At 67.3% G+C, this 19,484-nt stretch carries 20 protein-coding genes; 11 read left to right on the top strand and 9 right to left on the bottom strand.

Features of this window, described 5'->3' with window-relative positions; translation table 11 throughout:
- Positions 1-24 precede the first annotated feature (24 nt).
- Both J0X27_RS13700 and J0X27_RS13695 read right to left on the bottom strand, forming a co-directional pair.
- Positions 25-387, bottom strand: a complete 363-nt coding sequence (locus tag J0X27_RS13700) for a DUF8060 family membrane protein (RefSeq protein ID WP_207269729.1) — start codon at positions 385-387, stop codon at positions 25-27.
- On the bottom strand, positions 384-1,439 hold the full coding sequence (locus tag J0X27_RS13695) for a DUF7490 domain-containing protein (protein WP_207269728.1): 1,056 nt from the start codon (positions 1,437-1,439) through the stop codon (positions 384-386). The genes J0X27_RS13700 and J0X27_RS13695 overlap by 4 nt, the downstream gene beginning before the upstream one ends.
- A 114-nt stretch (positions 1,440-1,553) precedes the next feature.
- On the opposite strand from J0X27_RS13695, the gene J0X27_RS13690 reads away from it, so the two are divergent.
- From J0X27_RS13690 to J0X27_RS13655, 8 genes are all read left to right on the top strand, one after another.
- Positions 1,554-1,988: a gamma-glutamylcyclotransferase family protein gene (locus J0X27_RS13690; RefSeq protein ID WP_207272089.1), complete on the top strand. Its 435-nt coding sequence runs from the start codon at positions 1,554-1,556 to the stop codon at positions 1,986-1,988.
- Between the two features lie 259 nt (positions 1,989-2,247).
- Positions 2,248-3,459: a threonine ammonia-lyase gene (gene ilvA, locus J0X27_RS13685; protein WP_207269727.1), complete on the top strand. Its 1,212-nt coding sequence runs from the start codon at positions 2,248-2,250 to the stop codon at positions 3,457-3,459.
- A gap of 114 nt (positions 3,460-3,573) precedes the next feature.
- A complete protein-coding gene (locus tag J0X27_RS13680; RefSeq protein ID WP_207269726.1) occupies positions 3,574-4,689 on the top strand; it encodes a lipid II:glycine glycyltransferase FemX in 1,116 nt (371 codons plus the stop codon).
- Positions 4,690-4,795: 106 nt separating this feature from the next.
- The gene (locus J0X27_RS13675) at positions 4,796-5,869 is read left to right on the top strand and encodes a WD40/YVTN/BNR-like repeat-containing protein (RefSeq protein ID WP_207269725.1); all 1,074 of its coding nucleotides are present in this window, start codon (positions 4,796-4,798) and stop codon (positions 5,867-5,869) included.
- A gap of 108 nt (positions 5,870-5,977) precedes the next feature.
- Entirely contained in the window at positions 5,978-6,298 is a 321-nt protein-coding gene (locus tag J0X27_RS13670) for a 30S ribosomal protein S24e (RefSeq protein WP_207269724.1), read from the top strand.
- Positions 6,299-6,433, top strand: a complete 135-nt coding sequence (locus J0X27_RS13665) for a 30S ribosomal protein S27ae (protein WP_097380143.1) — start codon at positions 6,299-6,301, stop codon at positions 6,431-6,433.
- 55 nt (positions 6,434-6,488) lie between these two features.
- Positions 6,489-8,123, top strand: a complete 1,635-nt coding sequence (locus J0X27_RS13660) for a bifunctional N(6)-L-threonylcarbamoyladenine synthase/serine/threonine protein kinase (RefSeq protein WP_207269723.1) — start codon at positions 6,489-6,491, stop codon at positions 8,121-8,123.
- An 88-nt stretch (positions 8,124-8,211) separates the two neighbouring features.
- Complete coding sequence (locus J0X27_RS13655; RefSeq protein ID WP_207269722.1) at positions 8,212-8,499, top strand: DUF5808 domain-containing protein; 288 nt, start codon at positions 8,212-8,214, stop codon at positions 8,497-8,499.
- 145 nt (positions 8,500-8,644) lie between these two features.
- On the opposite strand, the gene J0X27_RS13650 is transcribed toward J0X27_RS13655, so the two are convergent.
- On the bottom strand, positions 8,645-10,306 hold the full coding sequence (locus tag J0X27_RS13650) for an NADH-quinone oxidoreductase subunit D (protein ID WP_207269721.1): 1,662 nt from the start codon (positions 10,304-10,306) through the stop codon (positions 8,645-8,647).
- Positions 10,307-10,389: 83 nt separating this feature from the next.
- Between J0X27_RS13650 and J0X27_RS13645 the strand changes: the two genes are divergently transcribed.
- Together J0X27_RS13645 and J0X27_RS13640 are read left to right on the top strand one after the other, a co-directional pair.
- A complete protein-coding gene (locus J0X27_RS13645) occupies positions 10,390-11,040 on the top strand; it encodes a helix-turn-helix domain-containing protein (protein WP_207269720.1) in 651 nt (216 codons plus the stop codon).
- Positions 11,041-11,132: 92 nt separating this feature from the next.
- Complete coding sequence (locus J0X27_RS13640) at positions 11,133-11,678, top strand: XTP/dITP diphosphatase (protein ID WP_207269719.1); 546 nt, start codon at positions 11,133-11,135, stop codon at positions 11,676-11,678.
- A gap of 42 nt (positions 11,679-11,720) precedes the next feature.
- On the opposite strand, the gene J0X27_RS13635 is transcribed toward J0X27_RS13640, so the two are convergent.
- The 6 genes from J0X27_RS13635 to J0X27_RS13610 form a co-directional block, all read right to left on the bottom strand.
- A complete protein-coding gene (locus J0X27_RS13635; protein ID WP_207269718.1) occupies positions 11,721-12,851 on the bottom strand; it encodes a guanosine monophosphate reductase in 1,131 nt (376 codons plus the stop codon).
- Between the two features lie 104 nt (positions 12,852-12,955).
- Complete coding sequence (locus tag J0X27_RS13630) at positions 12,956-13,435, bottom strand: DUF7384 family protein (RefSeq protein WP_207269717.1); 480 nt, start codon at positions 13,433-13,435, stop codon at positions 12,956-12,958.
- Positions 13,436-13,585: 150 nt separating this feature from the next.
- The gene (locus tag J0X27_RS13625; protein WP_207269716.1) at positions 13,586-14,689 is read right to left on the bottom strand and encodes a putative sulfate/molybdate transporter; all 1,104 of its coding nucleotides are present in this window, start codon (positions 14,687-14,689) and stop codon (positions 13,586-13,588) included.
- 86 nt (positions 14,690-14,775) lie between these two features.
- Entirely contained in the window at positions 14,776-15,675 is a 900-nt protein-coding gene (locus J0X27_RS13620; protein ID WP_207269715.1) for a dihydrodipicolinate synthase family protein, read from the bottom strand.
- An 85-nt stretch (positions 15,676-15,760) separates the two neighbouring features.
- Positions 15,761-17,377 (bottom strand): methyl-accepting chemotaxis protein, encoded by a 1,617-nt coding sequence (locus J0X27_RS13615; RefSeq protein ID WP_207269714.1) that lies wholly within the window; start codon positions 17,375-17,377, stop codon positions 15,761-15,763.
- Complete coding sequence (locus J0X27_RS13610) at positions 17,370-18,035, bottom strand: heme NO-binding domain-containing protein (protein ID WP_207269713.1); 666 nt, start codon at positions 18,033-18,035, stop codon at positions 17,370-17,372. Before J0X27_RS13610 ends, J0X27_RS13615 begins: the two co-directional genes overlap by 8 nt.
- A 288-nt stretch (positions 18,036-18,323) precedes the next feature.
- On the opposite strand from J0X27_RS13610, the gene J0X27_RS13605 reads away from it, so the two are divergent.
- Positions 18,324-19,364, top strand: coding sequence for an AIR synthase family protein (locus J0X27_RS13605; RefSeq protein WP_207269712.1), 1,041 nt, complete (start codon positions 18,324-18,326; stop codon positions 19,362-19,364).
- The last annotated feature ends 120 nt before the right edge of the window (positions 19,365-19,484 follow it).

The following is a 19,484-nucleotide window of genomic DNA, read 5'->3' as shown; positions in this document are numbered from 1 at the left end:
TCGCGAGCGAGTGGTCGCTGGCTCTTATCGGCGGCTATCGGTCAGCTCGCGGACCAGCAGCGACACGCCGATCAGGGAGGTCAGCAGGACGGTGAGGTTGAACGCGGCGTGTATCAGGGGCTGGTACTTGGGATCGACCCAGAGATCGATCGCGGCCGTCACGCTGCCGTAAAACCGGATCAGGGCGACGACCGCCAGCAACGAACAGATGGCGAGGGCACCCCAGGCGATGTAGCGTCGGATCGTGCCGGAGCCGCCATCGAACCCGGTCGTCGAACTCGAGCCGGGCGGCTGTGGCGTCTCCGTCACCTCGTCCGATCGGTCGGATGTCTCTTCGGCCTCGTCGATCGATGTCTCCGTCTGCGTTCGTGTCGGTGTATCAGTCATTCGTGGACCCTCCGTGCGAGTGCGGCCGTCGCGAGCAGTGCAACAGCGCCGGCGGCGATCCCGAAGCCGGGCGTCCCGTCGACGCTCGAGTCCCCGGCGTCGCCTCCTTCGTCGGCGGCCCGCCCGTCGCCTGTCGCCGTCCCGGAGTCGCTGGAAAAGTCGCTCACTTCGATCCCCTCGGACCCGCTCGGTTCGTCGACGGACAGCGAGCCGGGACCGAGATTCGCGACCGCGCGGTTCGTGGCGACGATGGTGTCGTCCCGCCAGAGAACCGCATCGAGGTAGTAGTTGTACTCCTGGGGAACCGTGAGGTCGACGGTCGGCGAAGCGGTTTTCCCGGGTTCGATCGCCGACAGCTCGGCGGTCGCGGAATCGGCGACGACGTTCGAATCCGACTGTCGAGCGATCACCTGGAGCTCGAGGTCGGATTCGGTGTCGTCACCGGTATTCGTGAGATAACTATCGACTTCCAGGGTCGCCGTCTCGTCGGTCGTCGACGCGGCCGAGTAGCTGATCGCGGGAACGTCCGCGAGGCTCCCGCCGGACTTCCCGCCAAAGCGGTGGAACTCGACGTCGGTATCGGCGTAGGCGGGTGTCAGCGAATCGACGCCTTCGACGGTGTGGCTGGCCGATTCGGTCCGCGTTCCGTTGTGGTAGACGAAGGTTTCTATTTCGTAGCCACTCTCCCGTGGAACTGCGACCGTCCCGGAGACGACGACTTCGGATTCGTCGTCGACCGTCCCGACCTCCCGTTCGGTGGTGTCCTCGACGAGCCCGGTCTGCATATCGGTCGCCCGGTGGACGACGGTTACGTTCCTGACGGGATTGCCCCGGTGCTCGAGATACGTGTCGACGGCGAGCGTTGCGGTGCCGCCGCTGATCTCGTCGGCGCTGATCGTGATTTCCGTCAGCGACACGTGGCCGGGAGCCTCGACGTCGGCCGCGGTCTCGGACTCGTTGGGATCGGACACCGCGCCGGCGAGAGCGAGGGTCGTGATTGCCCCGACCACGACGACGACCGTCGCGACGGCCAGGAGGGACTCGCGGTTCATGTCAGATGTCACAAATCAGTTGTATAAGTGTTTTGTGTAGTCCGACGAGCACGGCCATCCGGGACTGTGAACCGAAGCAGTACGAGCAAGGGGTCGGAGACGGAACGATCCGGCGTGCTCGTCTTCGTCTACGGAACCCTGACCGATCCCGCTCGAGTCACAGCCGTCCTCGAATTGGAACCGGCGGCAGCGGCCGATCGCTTCGTCGATCACGCGACGCTCGAGGGACTCCACCGGGTCGATGGCCGCTATCCGACACTCGTACCCGGCGGCAGCGTCGACGGGCGTTTGCTCGCGGTCGACGGGACCGAACTCGCCGCACTCGATCGGTACGAGGGGGTCGAACGCGGACTGTACGTCCGTGTCGCAGTGCCGATGGCGGTCGACGACGGGGGAGAGGGGGTGGCCGAAGGCGATCAGTGTTGGGCATACGTCGGGAAACCGGATCGACTCGATGTCGTCGCGACCTGGCCCGGCGGCGGGTCGTTTCGAGAGCGCGTCCGATCGGTCGTGTCACGGACTGGGATCGCCGTCCGAACCCGCGAATGACACGCGTCTGTCTCGCGTCTGACGCCGACAAGATCCCGCCGCAGTATTGCGATTCCACTTTCACCACGGGTGCATGAGTTTTATATGGACAGGGTTCCCTTCCTCATTCGCACGTCACACGCCGTGCATTCCCTGTATTCCCTGTCGTGTTGCCCAGATCTGGCGACACATCACTGTCAGCGGACGACGGTGCGAGCCCGAAACGGCTCTCACGGTCTCCGACAGTAATCCTTACACTACGCGCCGAGTAGACGGGGATATGCTCGAACTCTCCGATATCCTCGAGGCACGCGAGCGGGTCCGAGAGACGTCTCGGCACACGCCACTCGAGCGGTCACACACCTATTCGGCGATGACCGGGGCCGAAATCCACCTGAAACTGGAGAACTTCCAGCGGACGGGCGCGTTCAAGATCCGCGGCGCGACGAATCGGATCGCGACGCTTTCGGCGGCGCAAACGGATGCGGGCGTCGTCACCGCGAGTGCGGGCAACCACGCACAGGGGGTCGCGCTCGCGGCGACGCGGTCGGGCGTCGACTCGAAGATCGTGATGCCCGAACACGCGCCGATCTCGAAGGTCAAAGCGACCAGAAGCTACGGTGCGGAGGTCGTCCTCTCGGGCCGTGACTACAACGAGGCCGCCGAGCGCGCCCACGAGATCGAACGCGAGGAAGACCGCACCTACGTCCACGCCTTCGACGACGAGTACGTCATGGCCGGGCAGGGGACGATCGGCCTCGAGATCCTCGAGGACTGTCCCGACGTCGAGACCGTCGTCGTCCCGATCGGCGGTGGCGGGCTGATCAGCGGCATCGCGACGGCTATCAAGGAGCAAAAGCCGGACACGCGCGTGATCGGCGTTCAGGCGGAGGGTGCCTCGAGCGCCGCGACGTCCCTCGAGAAAGGCGAACGGGTCTCGCTCGACGGCGTGGATACGATCGCCGACGGCATCGCCACCCGCAGCGTCGGCGAGCGGACCTTTCCCTACATTCAGGAGTACGTCGACGAGGTCGTCACCGTCTCCGATCCCGAAATCGCCGTCGCCCTGGTCTACCTGCTCGAGCGCTCGAAGACCCTCGTCGAGGGCGCGGGTGCGGTCGCACTCGCCGCCGTCCTCTTCGAACACTTCGACTACGAGGACGGAGAGATCATCGTCCCCGCGCTCTGTGGCGGCAACATCGATCTCAACACGCTCACTAACGTCATCGTCCGCGGACTCGTCGAAACCGGCCGCTACCTGAAGATCCGGACCGTGCTGAAGGACCGGCCGGGCGCGCTCGAGGACCTGCTGGACGTCTTCACCGCTCACCGGGCGAACATCTACGCGATCCACCACGACCGGACCTCCCGCGAGGTCGAGATGAGCGACACCGAGGTCGAGATCGAACTCGAGATGCGCGGGCCGGACCACGTCGACGCCTTCCTCTCGGATCTCCGCGCGGAGGGGTACGAGGTCGACGTCCTCGCCTGACCGGCGAACCCGCGGCGCGTCGCCGCCGGAAAACCGGTTGGGGACCGTTACCGTCACGATACCGGGACGGAATGGACGGACTACCAAATAGGGTCCCCCTGTTGAGATCGGGCAATGGCACAACAGACCGGCGGCACTCCACGCTCGAGACTGCATCGGATCGGGTCGCTGTTCTCGAACCGGTATGGGCGGTCCACGGGGAACAGGACGTCGAGTCTCGAGGTGGCCGTCGTCGAATCGATAGCGGAGGTGAGGAAGGCCCAGTGGAACGGGCTCGTCGAACGCTCGAGTCGCGGCAGCGTCTTTCATCGCTACGAGTGGCTCGAGGCGATCGAGACCGGACTGGGCTATCAGCCAAGACACCTCACGGTCACCAAGGACGGGAACACGATCGGGGCGATGCCCAACTTCGTGGTCGAAATCGAGAAGACCCCGTTCGACCGCCTCTCGTCGCTCTATCCCGGCTTCGGTGGCCCGTTGCTGCCGACGGACACGAGCGACTCGCTCGATCGGATCCTCGGGGCCGTCCCGGCGGTCTGTCGGGGGACGGCGATCGTCCACCAGATCCGCGGGCTCGATACGGGCTATCTGCGGTACAACGATGCGTTCCAGTCGGCGGGCTATCGTCCCTTCCGGCGGGAGTGTCGGTTCCTGCTCGATCTCACCAAGGGCCACGAGGGGATCCTCGCGGACATGAGTCGGACCCGGCGGCGCGGGATCGAACGCGGCCGCGACGGCGACGTCGAGATCGTCGAGGAGGAACTTACGCGGGAGACCCTCTCGCGGTTCTACCGGACGTACGAACGCGTCATGGAGCGGGTCGGCGGGAGCGTGTATCCGTTCTCGTTCTTCGAGGCCCTCCAGGAGTTCGAGGATCGGCTCCTCTTCGTGACGCTTCGGATCGACGGCGAGTACGCCGGCGGGATGCTCGAGTTGCTCGACGACGAGCGTGATTCGATCCATGGCTTTTTCGCCGCCGTTCCCCGGGAGTACTTCGACGACCACGCGTCGGAACTGCTCTACGATTACGTCTTCCAGTGGGGGATCGAGAACGGCTACGAGACCTACGACTTCGGGAGTACGAACACGGACTTCGAGGACGGCGTGTTTCGGTTCAAGGAGGGGTTCGGCGGGCGGGCCGTGCCGATCCTGGTCTGGGAGCGGGGCTGTAGTCCGCTCTGGCCGCTCGTAAAGGCCGGACGAGCGCTATACTGGCCGTACTATACGTGAGCGTGGTCGTGTTCGACTTCGACCCGCTCTGATTACCGGATCGATACCTCGAGTCACCGCTTCCACCGGGGGACGACTCATGTGCGCCGACCACGTTATGAGGCGTATGACGACGGTGATCGCGGCCCTCCGAGATCGGCTGCTCGTCTGTACAGCCGACGGAATCGACCCGGACGGCTGGACGACCGAGACGAGACTCGAGGGCCACGCCCTCGAATGCGTCGCCGCCGCCGCGAGCGCGCCCGACCGGATCTTCGTCGGGGCCGAGGAGGGACTGTACAGGAGCGTCGACGGCGGGGCGTCGTTCGACCGCCTCGAAACGCGATTCGTCGCCGGTGGCTCGTCGGGCGGACGCACGGCAGGGGAACCCGGCGACGGGGCGGCCGACCGTGGGAGTGATCCCGTGATGGCCGCGACGGTCAGCCCCCACGATCCGACCGTCGTCTACGCCGGGACCGAACCCAGCCGGATCTACCGCTCGCGGGACGGCGGCGACACCTGGTCCCGCCTCGAGGGCCTGACCGACCTCCCCTCCGCCGCGGAGTGGTCGTTCCCGCCGCGCCCGCACACCCACCACGTCCGCTGTCTCGCGGTCGATCCGACGGATCCCGACCGACTCGCCGTCGGGATCGAAGCCGGTGCGTTCGTCTACACGCCCGACGGCGGCGAGACCTGGCGCGATCGGCCGCCAGGCTCCCGTCGGGACAATCACAGCCTGGCGACGCACCCGGCTCTCGAGGGGCGACTCTACGCGGCTGCCGGCGACGGCTACGCCGAGAGCGACGACGGCGGCCACTCGTGGCGACGGCCACAGGACGGGCTCGAGCACCGCTACTGCTGGTCGGTCGTCCCCGATCCCGGCGACCCGGATCGCGTGCTCGTCTCGAGCGCGCGCGGCGCAGCGACGGCCCACACTGCGAGCAGGGCCCACTCGTTCGTCTACCGCCGCGCGGACGGCGATCCGTGGGAGCGTCTCGAGGGACGTGGCCTGCCGACCGGCGAGGGAGTCGTCCGAGCGGTGTTCGCGACGAGTGGCGAGCCAGGCGTCGTCTTCGCGGTGACCAACCGCGGGCTGTTCCTGACGCGGGATTTCGGCGACTCGTGGACGCGCATCGAGATCGAGTGGCCGACGGCCCTCGAGACGCAGTCGCCACGCGGGCTGGTCGCACTGCCGGCGTGATTGTCCCGGGAACAGCGACCGGGCGGGTCCGGTCGATCGCGAGCGAGTCGGGCGCTTCGAAATCCTTTTAGGCGCTACACGGGGATAGTAGGGTAACTGAGTGATATCATGGACGTCGACATCATCTCCGAAGAGGAAAACCCCATGTTGCATCGGACTGACGTGACCTTCGAACTCTCCCACGAGGACGCGACCCCCGAACGGCTGCAGGTTCGGGACAGCCTCGCGGCGAAGTTGAACAAGGACGCCGACGAGGTCGTCATCCGCAAACTCGACACCAAGTTCGGGATGCGCAAGACCGTCGGCCAGGCGAAAGTCTACGACACGGCCGACTACGCCCGCGACGTCGAGCAAGACCACATGCTCGAGCGCAACAAGATCGGCGCCGAGGAAGAGGCCGAGGCTGAAGCCGAAGCGGAGGAGGCATAGATGGCGCGCTACGACCTCTACGGCGACGACGGCTCCACCGAGGGCGAACTCTGCCCCCGCTGTGGCGACGTCTTCCTCGCCAACCACGGCGACCGCAAGCACTGCGGGAAGTGCAGTTACACCGAGTGGGAGTAAGGCGCTGTGTCGGCCACAGCGGCAGATCGACCCACGACTCCACCCGTTCTAATCCGTGAGTAACACCGTTCGCGTTCTCGGGATCGAGGGCACCGCCTGGGCGGCCAGCGCGGCGGTCTACGATGCCGATCGCGACGACGTGGTCATCGAAAGCGACGCCTACCAGCCCGAGAGCGGCGGCATTCACCCCCGCGAAGCCGCCGAACACATGCATGACGCGATTCCCCGCGTCGTCGAGCGAGCCCTCGAGCACGCCCGCGAGAGCCACGCTGGTCCGGCGACGGAGCCACCGATCGACGCCGTCGCCTTTTCCCGCGGCCCCGGTCTCGGGCCCTGCCTGCGCGTCGTCGGTACCGCCGCGCGTGCACTGAGTCAGGCACTCGCGGTGCCCCTCGTCGGGGTGAACCACATGGTAGCACACCTCGAGATCGGTCGTCACACGTCGGGGTTCGATTCCCCGGTCTGTCTCAACGCGAGCGGGGCGAACGCGCACCTGCTGGCCTACCGCAACGGCCGGTATCGCGTGCTCGGCGAGACGATGGATACCGGCGTCGGCAACGCGATCGACAAGTTCACGCGCCACGTCGGCTGGTCACATCCCGGCGGGCCGAAGGTCGAAGCGGCCGCCGAGGACGGCGACTACGTCGATCTTCCCTACGTCGTCAAAGGAATGGACTTCTCCTTCTCGGGGATCATGAGCGCCGCGAAACAGGCCGTCGACGACGGGACGCCGGTCGAAGACGTCTGTTACTCCCTGCAGGAGAACGTCTTCGGCATGTTGACCGAGGTGTCGGAACGCGCGCTCTCGCTGACCGGCAGCGACGAACTCGTCCTCGGCGGCGGCGTCGGCCAGAACGCCCGGCTGCGAGAGATGCTCGCGGAGATGTGCGCCCAGCGCGGGGCTGAGTTCCACGCGCCCGAGCCGCGCTTCCTGCGCGATAACGCGGGCATGATCGCCGTCCTCGGGGCGAAGATGTACGCGGCCGGCGACACGCTCGCGCTCGAGGACTCGCGCGTCGACCCCGATTTCCGGCCCGACCAGGTCCCCGTGAGCTGGCGGGTCGACGAACCGGAGCTCGCGGCCGGACGCGGCGAGGGTGGCGAGGCGGAGCGGCAGGTCCGCGGGGCCGAAGCGCTGGTCGGGATAGAACCCGAACGGGGACGCGTTCGGAAACGCCGCGAGTCGAAGACCTACCGCCACCCCAAACTCGACGACCGGCTCCGCAGGGACCGGACCACGCTCGAGGCTCGCCTGACCAGCCTGGCCCGTCGCAAGGGGGTTCCGACGCCCGTGCTTTCAGACGTCGATCCCCGCGAGGCGCGCCTCGACCTCGAGTACGTCGGCGAACGCGATCTCCGCGATGGGCTGTCCCCTGAACGGGTCCGCGACGTCGGCCGTCATCTCGCTCGACTCCATCGGGCGGGGTTCGTCCACGGCGATCCGACGACCCGGAACGTCAGGGTAAACGGAACCCGGACCTACCTCATCGACTTCGGGCTCGGCTATCACACCGACCACGTCGAGGACTACGCGATGGACCTGCACGTCTTCGATCAGAGCCTCGTCGGCACCGCCGACGAGCCCGAACCGCTCCGCGGGGCCGTCCGCGAGGGCTACCGCGAGGTCGGGGAGGAACGGGTCCTCGAGCGGTTGCGAGACGTCGAGGGGCGCGGCCGCTATCGATCCTGACGGGGCGGATCGACTGGCGGCAGTCGGCTGTTTGCACCGATCGTCGCAGCACACAATACCTTTATCGGGGGAAGACGTATCACCGGTCATGGCAGAGAAGCCGACTTCGGGTGAGATTCTTGGGGTACCGTACAATTTCGAGCGACCGAGCATCAGTCGCATGCTCTCGTCGTACTGGCAGCCCGGCGAAGGGATGCTCGTCGAGAAGCCCTTCGGGGTCGGCTACACCCTGAACCTCGCCAACTGGCGGTCGTGGATCGTCGTCCTCGTCGCGGGCGCGCTCCTGTGGCACCAGGAAAGCGGTGCCGGCCAGGAGAGCGAGGACACGACGGACGAACCCGTCGAGGTCATCGTCGACGGCGACACGGACGACTGAGCCGGTTTGCTGTCGGTCAGTTTCGGCGCACTCGAGACCCGCTATAGGGGGGTGTACCGGGAGCCAGTGAAAGAGCCTCCGAGCGACTGCAAATTCGGTTGCGCGGTCACGCGATCGCTCGCGGATCTACCGTCCGGCGGGCCGGTTACCGGTCGACCTCGCCCATGATACAGTCGAGACTGCCGATCGCCGCGACGAGGTCCGCGACGTACTCGCCACGGGTGATCTCGGGGAGGACGGAGAGGTTCGAGAAGCAGGGGCTTCGAATCTTGAACCGCGCCGGCGTCTCGGTGCCGTCCGAACGGACGTAGATGCCGAGTTCGCCTTTCGCCCCTTCGACGGCGCGGTAGCTCTCGGCGTCGGCCTCCGGTTTGAGCGTTCTGGGCACGTTGCTCTGGATCTCGCGGTCGTCGTCGGGCCACTCGGCGAGCAGGTCGAGACACTGTTCGACGATCTTCGCGGACTCCTCGACCTCGCGCATGCGGACGAGCACGCGACTGTAGTTGTCGCCGTCGGGCTCCGTGACGACGTCCCACTCGAGGTGCTCGTAGTAGCCGTAGGGGTCGTCTCGCCGGAGGTCGTAGTCGATACCCGAGCCCCGGGCGACGGGGCCCGTACAGCCGTACTGTTTGGCCACCTCGGGCTCGAGGACTCCGGTGTCGATACACCGGCGCTGGAAGATTTCGTTCGTGACCAGCAGGTCGTGGTACTCCTCGAGTTTGGCCGGGAGTCCGTCGAGGACGTCCCGGACGTCCGCGATGAACTCCTCGCGGGGTTCCGGGAGGTCCCAGGCGACTCCGCCCAGCCGGAAGTAGTTGAACATCATCCGCTGGCCGGTCAGCGCCTCGAGCAGGTCGAGGACGAGTTCCCGATCGCGGATGGCGTACTGGAAGGTGGCAGTGAACTCGCCGACGATGTCCAGCGCGTACGTGCCAAGGGCGATGAAGTGGGAGGCCAGCCGCGAGAGTTCGGCCCCCATCGTCCGGATGATCTGGGCGTACTCGGGGACCTCGATGTCTGCCAGATCCTCGGCGACGCGGGCGTAGGCCCACTCGTTCAGGAGGCCAGAGGAGACCCAGTCCCACCGGTCGGGGTAGGGCATGATCTGGTGGCGGTACGTGGCGTTCTGACACATCTGCTCCTCGCAGCGGTGGATGTAGCCGATGTCGGGGTCGGCGTCGACGACCGTCTCGCCGTCCAGCACCGCTTTGACGTGGAGGACGCCGTGGGTCGACGGATGGTGCGGGCCGATGTTGAGAAACATCGTCTCCGAGTCGGCGTCGTGCTCGTCGCCCGCGATGGGGTTTTCGTGCTCCGAGAGGGTGACGACCTGGGGCTGGGCCTGATCGTACGACAGCGAGAGCGGATGGCCCTGCCACGTATCCGGCAGGAGGATCCGTCGCAGATCGGGATGGTCCTCGTACTCGATGCCGACGAGGTCGTAGGCTTCGCGCTCGTGCCAGTCCGCCGTTCGGAAGACGGGTTCGGCGGATTCGCTGACCGGGTCCGCGACCGCCGTCGGGACGACGACGCTCACCTCGCGGGTCGGATCGTCGTAGGATTTCAGGTGATAGATCGTCTCGAATCGATCGGGATACTGCTGGGCGGTCACGCACGAACAGTGGTCGAACCCCGCGTCCTCGCGGAGCGTCTCGAGGACGCGCTGGACCGCGTCGGGCCGGATCACGAAGCCCGGTGCGTTCAGGTGGTCGTCGCGACGGAGAACGGCGTCGCCGAGCAGGGCCTCGAGGTCGCGGCCGGACGCGGCGTCGGCCGGTCGCGACGCGAGCGTCGACTCCGATGACATAGCTGCCCGTTCGGACGCGACTGGCGTGTCGGTTCTGCGCCACGAGCGAGGCTATTTATATACGCCGGCCGGAGTATCCGGTCGTGAAGACGGTTCGGCTCACGCTCCGGTACGACGCGGAGGCGATCCACCCGATGCATCGGTTCGTCGCCGACAGCGACGCGTTCGATTCCTACCGGATGGTCCACGGGAACTTCGCCGGGGGCGACGATCACGCCTTCATCTTCCACGTCGTCGGCGATCCGGACGTCTACGAGGCCGCACTCGCGGACACCGACCGGGTCAGCGAGTACGAACTCACGCGGACCGGCGACCGGTCGTTTACCGTCTACGTTCGCGACGTTCCCGACGGAATCGACGAGCGACTGCTCGGATCGTTCACGCAGGGGAGTCTCGTGACGCTCCCGCCGATCGAATATCGGTCGGACTGGACGACTCGGTTCTCGGTCGTCGGCGAGCCCGCCGATCTCCAGCAGGCACTCGCTGAGGTTCCCGAGGGGATCGAGACGACCGTCGACCGGATCGGCGAGTACGACGGGAGCGACGCCGCGGTCGGAGCGCTAACCGAACGCCAGCGCGAGGCGGTTCGGATCGCCCGCGAGGTCGGCTACTTCGAGGTGCCCCGTTCGGCGAGCGTCGACGACGTGGCCGCAGAACTCGACTGTGCACCGGGGACGGCCGCCGAACACCTCCGGAAGGCGGAGGCGACCGTCATGAACGCCCTCGAGCTGTAGCGTCAGACGATCGGCCCGCCGAATCGGCGGAAACCGCCCCCGGAACGCGGGTAATCGACGCCTATTTTCGGGTCGCGGACGCTCCCTCCGACATGACCGTTCGGTTCGTCACCGGCAACGAAGGGAAGGTCCGCGAGGCGCGGGCGTACCTCGAGGGAATCGATCCCGTCGAACAGATCGAGTACGATTACACCGAGGTACAGTGCGACTCGCTCGCGGAGATCGCGGCGTACGGAGCCCGCGAGGCCTTCGAGGAGTTGGGGAGCGACGATCCGGTGCTCGTCGACGATGCGGGGCTGTTCGTCGACGCGCTTGGCGGGTTCCCGGGGCCGTACTCGGCGTACGTCGAGGACACCGTCGGCGTCGAACGACTCTGGCGGCTCGCCGAGGCCGAGGAGAACCGTCGTGCCCGCTTTCGAACCGTCCTCGCGTACGCGGACGAGAACGGCACCGAGACGTTCGACGGAACCGTCGCCGGAACGCTCGTCGCCCCCCGCGGCGACGGCGGGTTCGGCTACGACCCGATCTTCGAGTACAACGGGCAGACGATGGCCGAGATGAGCACCGAGGAGAAGAACGCGATCTCGCATCGGGGTCGCGCGCTGGCGGCGTTCACGGAGTGGTACGCCGACCGCTGAGACGGTCTCCTGTCAGTATAACTGGTGGCGGATCGCCGACCGTCAGTCGCCGCTCTCGGCGGCGGAGTTTGCGGTGTCGTCGTCCCCGACCGTCCCCGAGTCGGCGTCTATCGTCGCCGTGCTATCCACGCTGACGCCCTCCCAGTCCTGATCGGCGTGGTATCCCTCGCGTTCTTTCGCACTCGGTGCCACGCGGATGAACTCGGCCCGTTCGCGGGCGTCAGCTATCGTGTGGCCGCCACAGTAGGAGAGCCCCGACTGGATACCGGCACAGAACTCGTCGACGACGTCGGCGACCGGTCCCTTGTACGGCGTCAGCGCCTCGACGCCTTCGTCGGCGCGGACGTCGGCGTCCTTGTCGTCGCGTTTTTCGGCGGCCGTCGTGGTCGCCATTCCCCGCGAACGCTTGTACCGCGTCCCGTCGACCTCGACCACCGCACCCGGTGCCTCCTCGGTCCCGGCAAAGAGGCTTCCCAACATTACGGTGTCGGCACCTGCCATCAGCGCCTTCACCGCATCGCCCGACGTTCGAATCCCGCCGTCGGCACAGATCGTCACGTCCAACTCCTCGGCCGCCGTCGCACAGTCGTCGACGGCGGTCAGCTGTGGAACGCCGGCACCGGCGACCTTCCGGGTCGTACAGTGGGAGCCGGGGCCGATACCGACCTTCACGCAGTCGGCTCCGGCCGCGGCCAGGTCCTCGACGCCCGCCGGCGTCGCGACATTGCCGGCGACGAGATCGGTCTCCGGAAACTCCTCCCGGAGAACCTCGACGGCCTCGAGCGTTCGCTCGAGGTGACCGTGGGCGACGTCGACAACGAGCGCGTCGACGCCCGCCGTGACCAGGGCGTCGCTGCGAGCGACGTAGTCCTCGTTGATCCCGACGGCAGCGCCGACCTGTTCGCCGGCGGCGGCGACCCGTTCGACCTGTGTGGCCTGTTCCGCCGGCGTGAGGAACCGATGGAGGATACCGACGCCCCCGGCGCGTGCGAGTTCGATCGCCAGCTCGGCCTCCGTGACGGTGTCCATCGCGGCGGAGACGAGCGGCCGCTCCAACTCGATACTCGGCGTGAGCATCGTCGAGAGATCAACGGTACTGCGGCTATCGACCGGCGAGCGTTTCGGGACGAGGAGTACGTCGCCGTAACTCAACCCGGTACGGAGATCGTTCATAACCCGTACCGGATCAGTGTTCCCGCCAAATAAGACTGTCGGCAGGTGTCCAGGAACTACGGATCGAGTCCCGTCAGGTGCGCTTGCGGGGCGATCTCGATCGGTCAGGCTCGCGGATCCCGATCCGGTCCCGGATACTCGCCGCCCTCGACGGCCTCGTACAGGCTCGCGGGATCGAACAGCCGGGCGAACGCGTCGGGCGGACGGATGCTGACGGCGACGCGGGGCTGAAGCGTCAATCCGGCTTTCGCCGACCGAAGCCGTTCGTCGTAGGAGAGCAGGTGGGCCGCCTCGCCCTGGTAGGCAGAGGCCAGCGCCGGATGGTCGCCCTCGGGCTGGTCGACCGCGACGCGCTCGGCCGCGAGTCGCTCGCGGTGGGCGGCGGCGAGCGCTGGATCGGCGAGGGCCGCGACGAGTCGCTCGGTCTCCTCGAGCAGCGGGTCGCTGGCGATCAGGTCGATCCAGGAATGCTCGCGCACGTGATCGAGCGCCTCGCGTGCCTCGCCGCCGACGAGGAGATCCGCCGCGAGGACGTCGGCGTCCGCGACGACGCGAGCGGGATTCGGTCGCTCGTCCTCAGTCATCGTCGCCCTCCCGGATCGCCTCGAGTTCGGTCCGAATGCGCTCGAGATCGCCGTCGTACGCCGCCGCCCGGTCGAACAGGGATTCCCAGCTCGCACTCATCGGTGGCCGTTGGAGCCACGGCATCAAAGGTCGTCCGGCTCGAGCCTGCCTCACGGCCGCCGTGAGAGCGACCAGAACGCGACGGTGCCGAGGACGAACGCGACGCCGACGTTGCCCACGAGGCCGACGATCCCGACGCCCGCGACGAGCGCGAGGGAGCGACCGTCGCTGACGGGCGCGAACGCCGCGCGCCCGAGTTCGAGTGCGACGACGACGAGCAAGACGCCGAGGATCGCCATCGGGAAGGCGGCGAGGACGGCTCCGGCGGCGACCAACGCGAGCGCGAGATAGCCCACCCCGAGCAGGACGTTCGCGCCGCCGGTTCGCGCGCCGAAGGCGTACTTGCCGGCGAGGCCGCCGCTGCCGTGACACATCGGCACGCCGCCGAGGGGGACCGCCGCGAGACAGGTGACGCCCATACTCCTCGAGAGTTCGTCCGCGGAGATATCTCGGTCGTAGAGTTCGCCACAGAGCAGTGCGGTCGCGATCGCCGCGTTCCCGACGGTCATCCCGAGCTGGGCGACGGTCCCCTCGAGTGCGGCCGCGGTAACCGACGGCATACCGGCGGGAAAGAGGGTGAGCTGGGGGACCGCCGGCGAGGGGATCCCGGCCGTCACGACGGCAGCGATCCCGCCGACTCCGAGCACGACCAGGACGCTCGCCTGGCAGTAGCCGACCAGCGCCAGGAGCCCGACGACGACCAGACCGGCCACCGCTACGGAAGGGTTTCCAAGCGAGAGATCGACGGCCGCCTCGAGCAAGAGCAGCGCCACGGCGAGTTGGACGCCGCGAATAACGGGTTCGCCGACCACCCGCTGAAGGCGACCGACGAGCCCGAGGTGGCCGACGGCGAGCAAGACGCCGCCGGCGAGTATCCCGGCCGCGGCGAGTTCGGCGTAGGAAAGCGTCCCGACGATCGCGAGGCCGATCAGTGCCTTCATCGGCTCGACGGAGAGGGGCATGCCGTAGTAGAGCCCCCAGACGATCTGGAAGACGCCAAAACCAAGCAGGACGTGGGGAAGCGAGACGCTCGTCGTCGCACCGAGTGCAACCACCAGCGGCAAGACAGTAACCGAATCACCTAGCGCGCCGGTGAGTTCGCTGACGGAGAACTCGAGGTCGAATTCCGTCCCCACTCGGAGCGAGTACGCCATCTATCCCCGCTATGGGTGCCGACATCTTGACTCTTGGCAGTAACCACTCCGAGTTTCGTTCCCCGGTGTCCGACGTGTGATTTCGGTTACGTCGACGAATCCGGGTTCGTCGAGTCCGTCGCTTCGAGGGCGTCCGCGAGTACCGAATCGAGTTCATCGCGAGCCGTCCCCGCGAGGGGCTCAAGCGGTCGCCGAAGCGAGCCCGCCGGCTGGTCCCGCAACGAGAGGGCGGCTTTGAGCCCCGGCACGCCGTATTGGGTCGTGACGGCGTGGTTGAGTTCGACGAGGTCGGCGTTCCGTGATCGTGCCCGCTCGGATCGACCGTCCTCGTGGCGACGATAGATCCCGCTCGCCCGTCCGGGGACGACGTTCGCCAGCGCCAGTACACCGCCGTCGGCACCCGCATCGAGGCCGGCCGCGTAGATGCTCCCGCTGCCGACGAGCACCGCGAAGGACTCGTCGGCGGTGAGACGGACGAGCCGCTGGACGGATTCGAGGCTCCCGCTCGAGTCTTTGATCCCCGCGACGTTCTCGTGGGTGGCGAGGGACGCGACGGTCCGTGGCGAGAGGGCGTGATCGGTGAACTTCGGAACGCTATACAGGTAGATCGGAATCGGTGACTCGTCGGCGAGGGATCGGTAGTAGGCGGCAAGCGCCGCGTCGTCGGAGCCGTAGTAGGAGGGAGTTACGACCAGTGCCGCCTCTGCACCCGCCGCTGCGGCGCGCTCGGTCGTCTCGAGCGTCGGCTCGTACCCCTCCCATCCGGTTCCCGCGAGCACCGACAGCGAGGTGGCCTCCGCGACGGTGTCGACGATCTCGACCCGTTCGTCGGCCGTCAACAGCGGTGCCTCGCCCGACGATCCACAGGGGACGAGGAAATCGACGCCGGCTTCCTCGAGCCAGTCGACGAGGCTTCGAAGCCGCGCGTAATCGACGCGGCCGGACGAATCGAACGGCGTGACGATCGGGACACCAGTTCCCTGCATGCAGGGGGCCACGAACGACGCGGCCGTAAAACTGCTCGTTCGCTCCGAAAGCGGCCACCCGGTTTCGAGCGACCGGGCGACGCTGCTATCGGGATCCGCTCCCGCCGTCTCCGATCGTCTCCGGCACCGAATCGGTGGTCGACACTGCCTCCGGATCCACGTCATCGGCCGTCCGCGCTTCGGGGAGGTCGTAGCCGCTCTCCGTGACGTAGCGCTCGAGCTGGGCGTTCAACTCGCTGGCCTGCTCGGTGAGCACGGTGGCGCTGCGGGCAACGTGGGAGAGCGCATCGGCCTGTGCCGAGGCTCGGCGGGCCGCTCTCGCGGAGGTCTCGGCCGTCTTGTCGCTCGTTTCGGCGGCGGATTCGACCAGAACGACGACCTCCTCGGTCGCCGAGGCCTGCTCTTCGGTCGCCGCGGAGATCTCCTGGACGCCGTCGTTCGTCCGCTCGGCGAGGGTCGCGATCCGCTCGAGCGCGTTCGCCGCCTCCTCGACGTCGGCGACGCTCCCTTTGATTCGGTCGCGGCTCGTTCGGACCTCGTCGGCCGCCGACATCGCCCGTTGTTTGAGCCCCTCGAGGCGCTCCTCGACGGCCTGGACCGAGTCGTAGACCTCCTCGGAGAGGTTCTGGATCTCGTCGGCGACCGCGCCAAAGCCTTGGCCGCCGCCCTCGTCCGATCGGGTCGCCTCGATGTTGGCGTTGAGCGCCAGCATGTTCGTCTGCTCGGCGATGTCGCTGATCGAATCGACGAGTTCGTCGATCCGTTCGGCCTCGGCCTCGAGCGCCTCGATCTCCTCGAGCGTTCGTTCGCTCTCCCTATCGATCACGTCCATACCCTCGATCGCGTCGCTGGCGGCACTGCTCCCGTCCTGCCCGGCTCTGGCGGTCTGATCCGCGGTGTCCGCGACTTCCGAGGCCGTCGCGGCGATCTCCTCGATCGTCGTCGAGAACGACTCCATCTCGGTCGCGACGCTCCGAAGTTGGTCGTTTTGCTCCCTGTTGTCCCTGACGACCTCGGTGAGCGCCTCGCTCGTGCGCTCGCCTTCCGCCTGAACCGTCTCCATACTCGTTTTGAGTTCGCGACTGTAGGTGACGACCTCGCCGGAGAACGACTTCAGCGTCCCGAAGGTGTCCTCGAACTCCGCGAGCATCGCGTTGGAATTGCTGGCCAACTCGTCGAACGCGTCGTGGGTCCCGTGCTGATCGAATCGACGCGTGAGATCGCCCGCTGCGACCGCCCGCGTCGTCTCGGCGTGTGCCGAGACGGTGCTCTCGAGTTCGTCCAGCGACCGATCCGTTTGCTCGCTCGCCGCGAGCTGGTTCCGGATCCCCGCGAGTGAGCCCTCGAGTCGGCCCAGCTCGTCCTCACGGTCGGTCGCGAAGGAGACGTCGTACGCTCCGTCCTCGAGACGGGCCGTCCGCTCGGCCACGTCGGCGATCCCCTCGCGGAGTTCCTCGCGCTGGCGCGGTGCAGCGCGAACGTCCGAGACTGCAGCGATCGACGTCCCGACCACGGTGGCCGCGACGACGCCGCCGGCACCGATGCCCAGAACCGTCGGGGTTAGCTCCCCGAGAGCGGCGGCGGCGGCGGCCACGACGATCAGTCCGACGACCGCGATCACGAAGCCGAACCCGACCGGACTCCCCGACTGGATCGCGGACGGGAGCGACGAGCCCCCGGCTGCGCTTGCGGACTCAGTCATTCGTTTCCCCACTGGAGGCATCGGTCGCCGATCGGGAGTCGAATTCGAACGCGGATCCCGTCTCGTCGGCGGCGTTCGCGTCCGATTCCGACTCCGCCACGGGCGTGGCTCCGGGAGTCGCGGCTCGTCGAATATCGAACTGGCACGCGTCGTCGCCCTCGTGCATACACGTTCGCTCCTCCGCGATCAGTTCCTCGTCGAACCGCTCGGCGACGCCCTGAATCGCACCGCGAGCGACATCACAGAGCTTTCGATCCGAGTCGTAGGTGATCCGGACCCGATCGTCGTCGATTCGCTCCGAGCGAATTCGCGGCGTCGTCAACGTCGTCATATCCCGCGTCCGCAGGGACGTGTGGAACTGCTGGATGTTCGCGATGAGCTCTAACCCCTCCCACTCGTCGTCGATGTGGAGGTCGTAGGTCTCGAGCAGTGCGGGGACGACCCACGTGCCGTACTGGGTCAGAATCGTCCGCGGGCTCTGATCCGTGAGCTCGCCGGCCGTCCGCGCGATCTCGTAGACGTCGCGGTCCGGATAGACGGTGACGGGAACGTAGACTTTCTCCTCGATGTCCGCCCGATCCTGAATCGCGAGCCAGGCGTCCTCGCCGTAGGTATCCACGACGAACGCCTGCAGCGTCTTCAGAATTATTCCGTGCATATGACCCCTCTTTTTTCCGTTCCCCCGGCGATCCCTATTCGGTCCGAATCAGAACTCATGACTGAAAACCTCTATTATAATTATTCCTGTTTAATTGCTTTCCCTACATTGTTGGGTAGGGGGCGATCGATCGACAGTGTCCCGCTCTCGAGTCGGTCGACTGTGACGAGACGACACTGTCGTTGCAGTCGTCCGTCCGGGGACGATCGCATCGGCGGTGGACGCCGTCGATCGCGATCCCATCGACGAATCAGCACGGATAAGGTGACCGGACGGGATCGAGTACCCGTGAGCGACCTCGGAAAAATCGATCGGGCGTTTTTCGACCGTCACATCGCACCGAACCTGGGTGCCGACCGCGACGACGTCGCCGTCGGCCCGACCCACGGCGTCGACTTCGGCGTCATCGATATCGGCGGCCAGGCACTGGTTACCGCCACCGATCCGCTGTCGATCCTGCCGGCGCTGGGCCTCGAGCGAGCCGCACGGTTCGCCCTCGATCTCGTGCTCGCGGACGTGGCCGTCAGCGGCGTCGCCCCCTCGCATCTTTCGATCTGTTTTACGCTTCCCGAGGGGATGACCGACGAGGAGTTCGCGACCGTCTGGGAGACGATCCACGCGGAGTGTGCCGATCTGGGGGTCGCCGTCGTGACGGGCCACACCGCCCGCTACGCCGATCCCTCGCATCCGTGGGTCGGTGCCGCCACCGCGATGGGCGTCGGCGACCACGACGAGCTCGTTCGCCCCGACGGTGCCCGGCCGGGCGATCGGCTCCTCCTGACGAACGGCCCCGCCGTCGAATCCGTCGGCCTCCTGAGCACCCTCTATGGCGACTCCCTCGAGTTGCCCGACGACGTGATCGCGGCCGCCCAGGACCGCCTCGAGGAGGTCTTTGCCGTCCGCGACGCCCTCACGGCGGCCGCCGCAGGGCCGGTGCGGGCGATGCACGACGTGACCGAAGGCGGCCTCGCCGGCGCGCTCAACGAGATGGCCGACGGTGCGGGCGTCCGATTCGCAATCGACGGCGACGCCGTCCCCATGCGCCCCGGTGTCCGCGAGGTCTGTGACGCACTCGAGTTCGACCCCTGGGCGGCGACCAGTTGCGGGTCGCTCGTGATCGCGGTCGACCCCAACGGCGTCGACGACGTCCGCGGGGCACTCGAGGACCGAGACACGCCGGTCGCCGAAATCGGTCGCGTCGAAACCTCTGGGGAGGAGGGGAGCGACGTGCTGGTCGACGGGGACCGCCTCGAGCATCCGCGCGTCGATCCGTCGTGGGAGGCGTACGCCGACCTCGCGGCCGGGGCGGCCGACGGGACCGATTCGTAGCCGCTCCTGTGGGTCGCTCGAGACGCACCGAACGGCGGGCAGTGTGCGATCGAACGCTCGGCACAGTGTGCGATCGAACGCTCGGCACAGATGCAGTGGCGCGTGCGGAGCCGCAGTGAG

It is taken from the genome of Natrinema longum (genome assembly GCF_017352095.1).
GTDB classification, from domain to species: domain Archaea; phylum Halobacteriota; class Halobacteria; order Halobacteriales; family Natrialbaceae; genus Natrinema; species Natrinema longum.
This window is presented reverse-complemented; position numbering and strand designations above follow the sequence as displayed.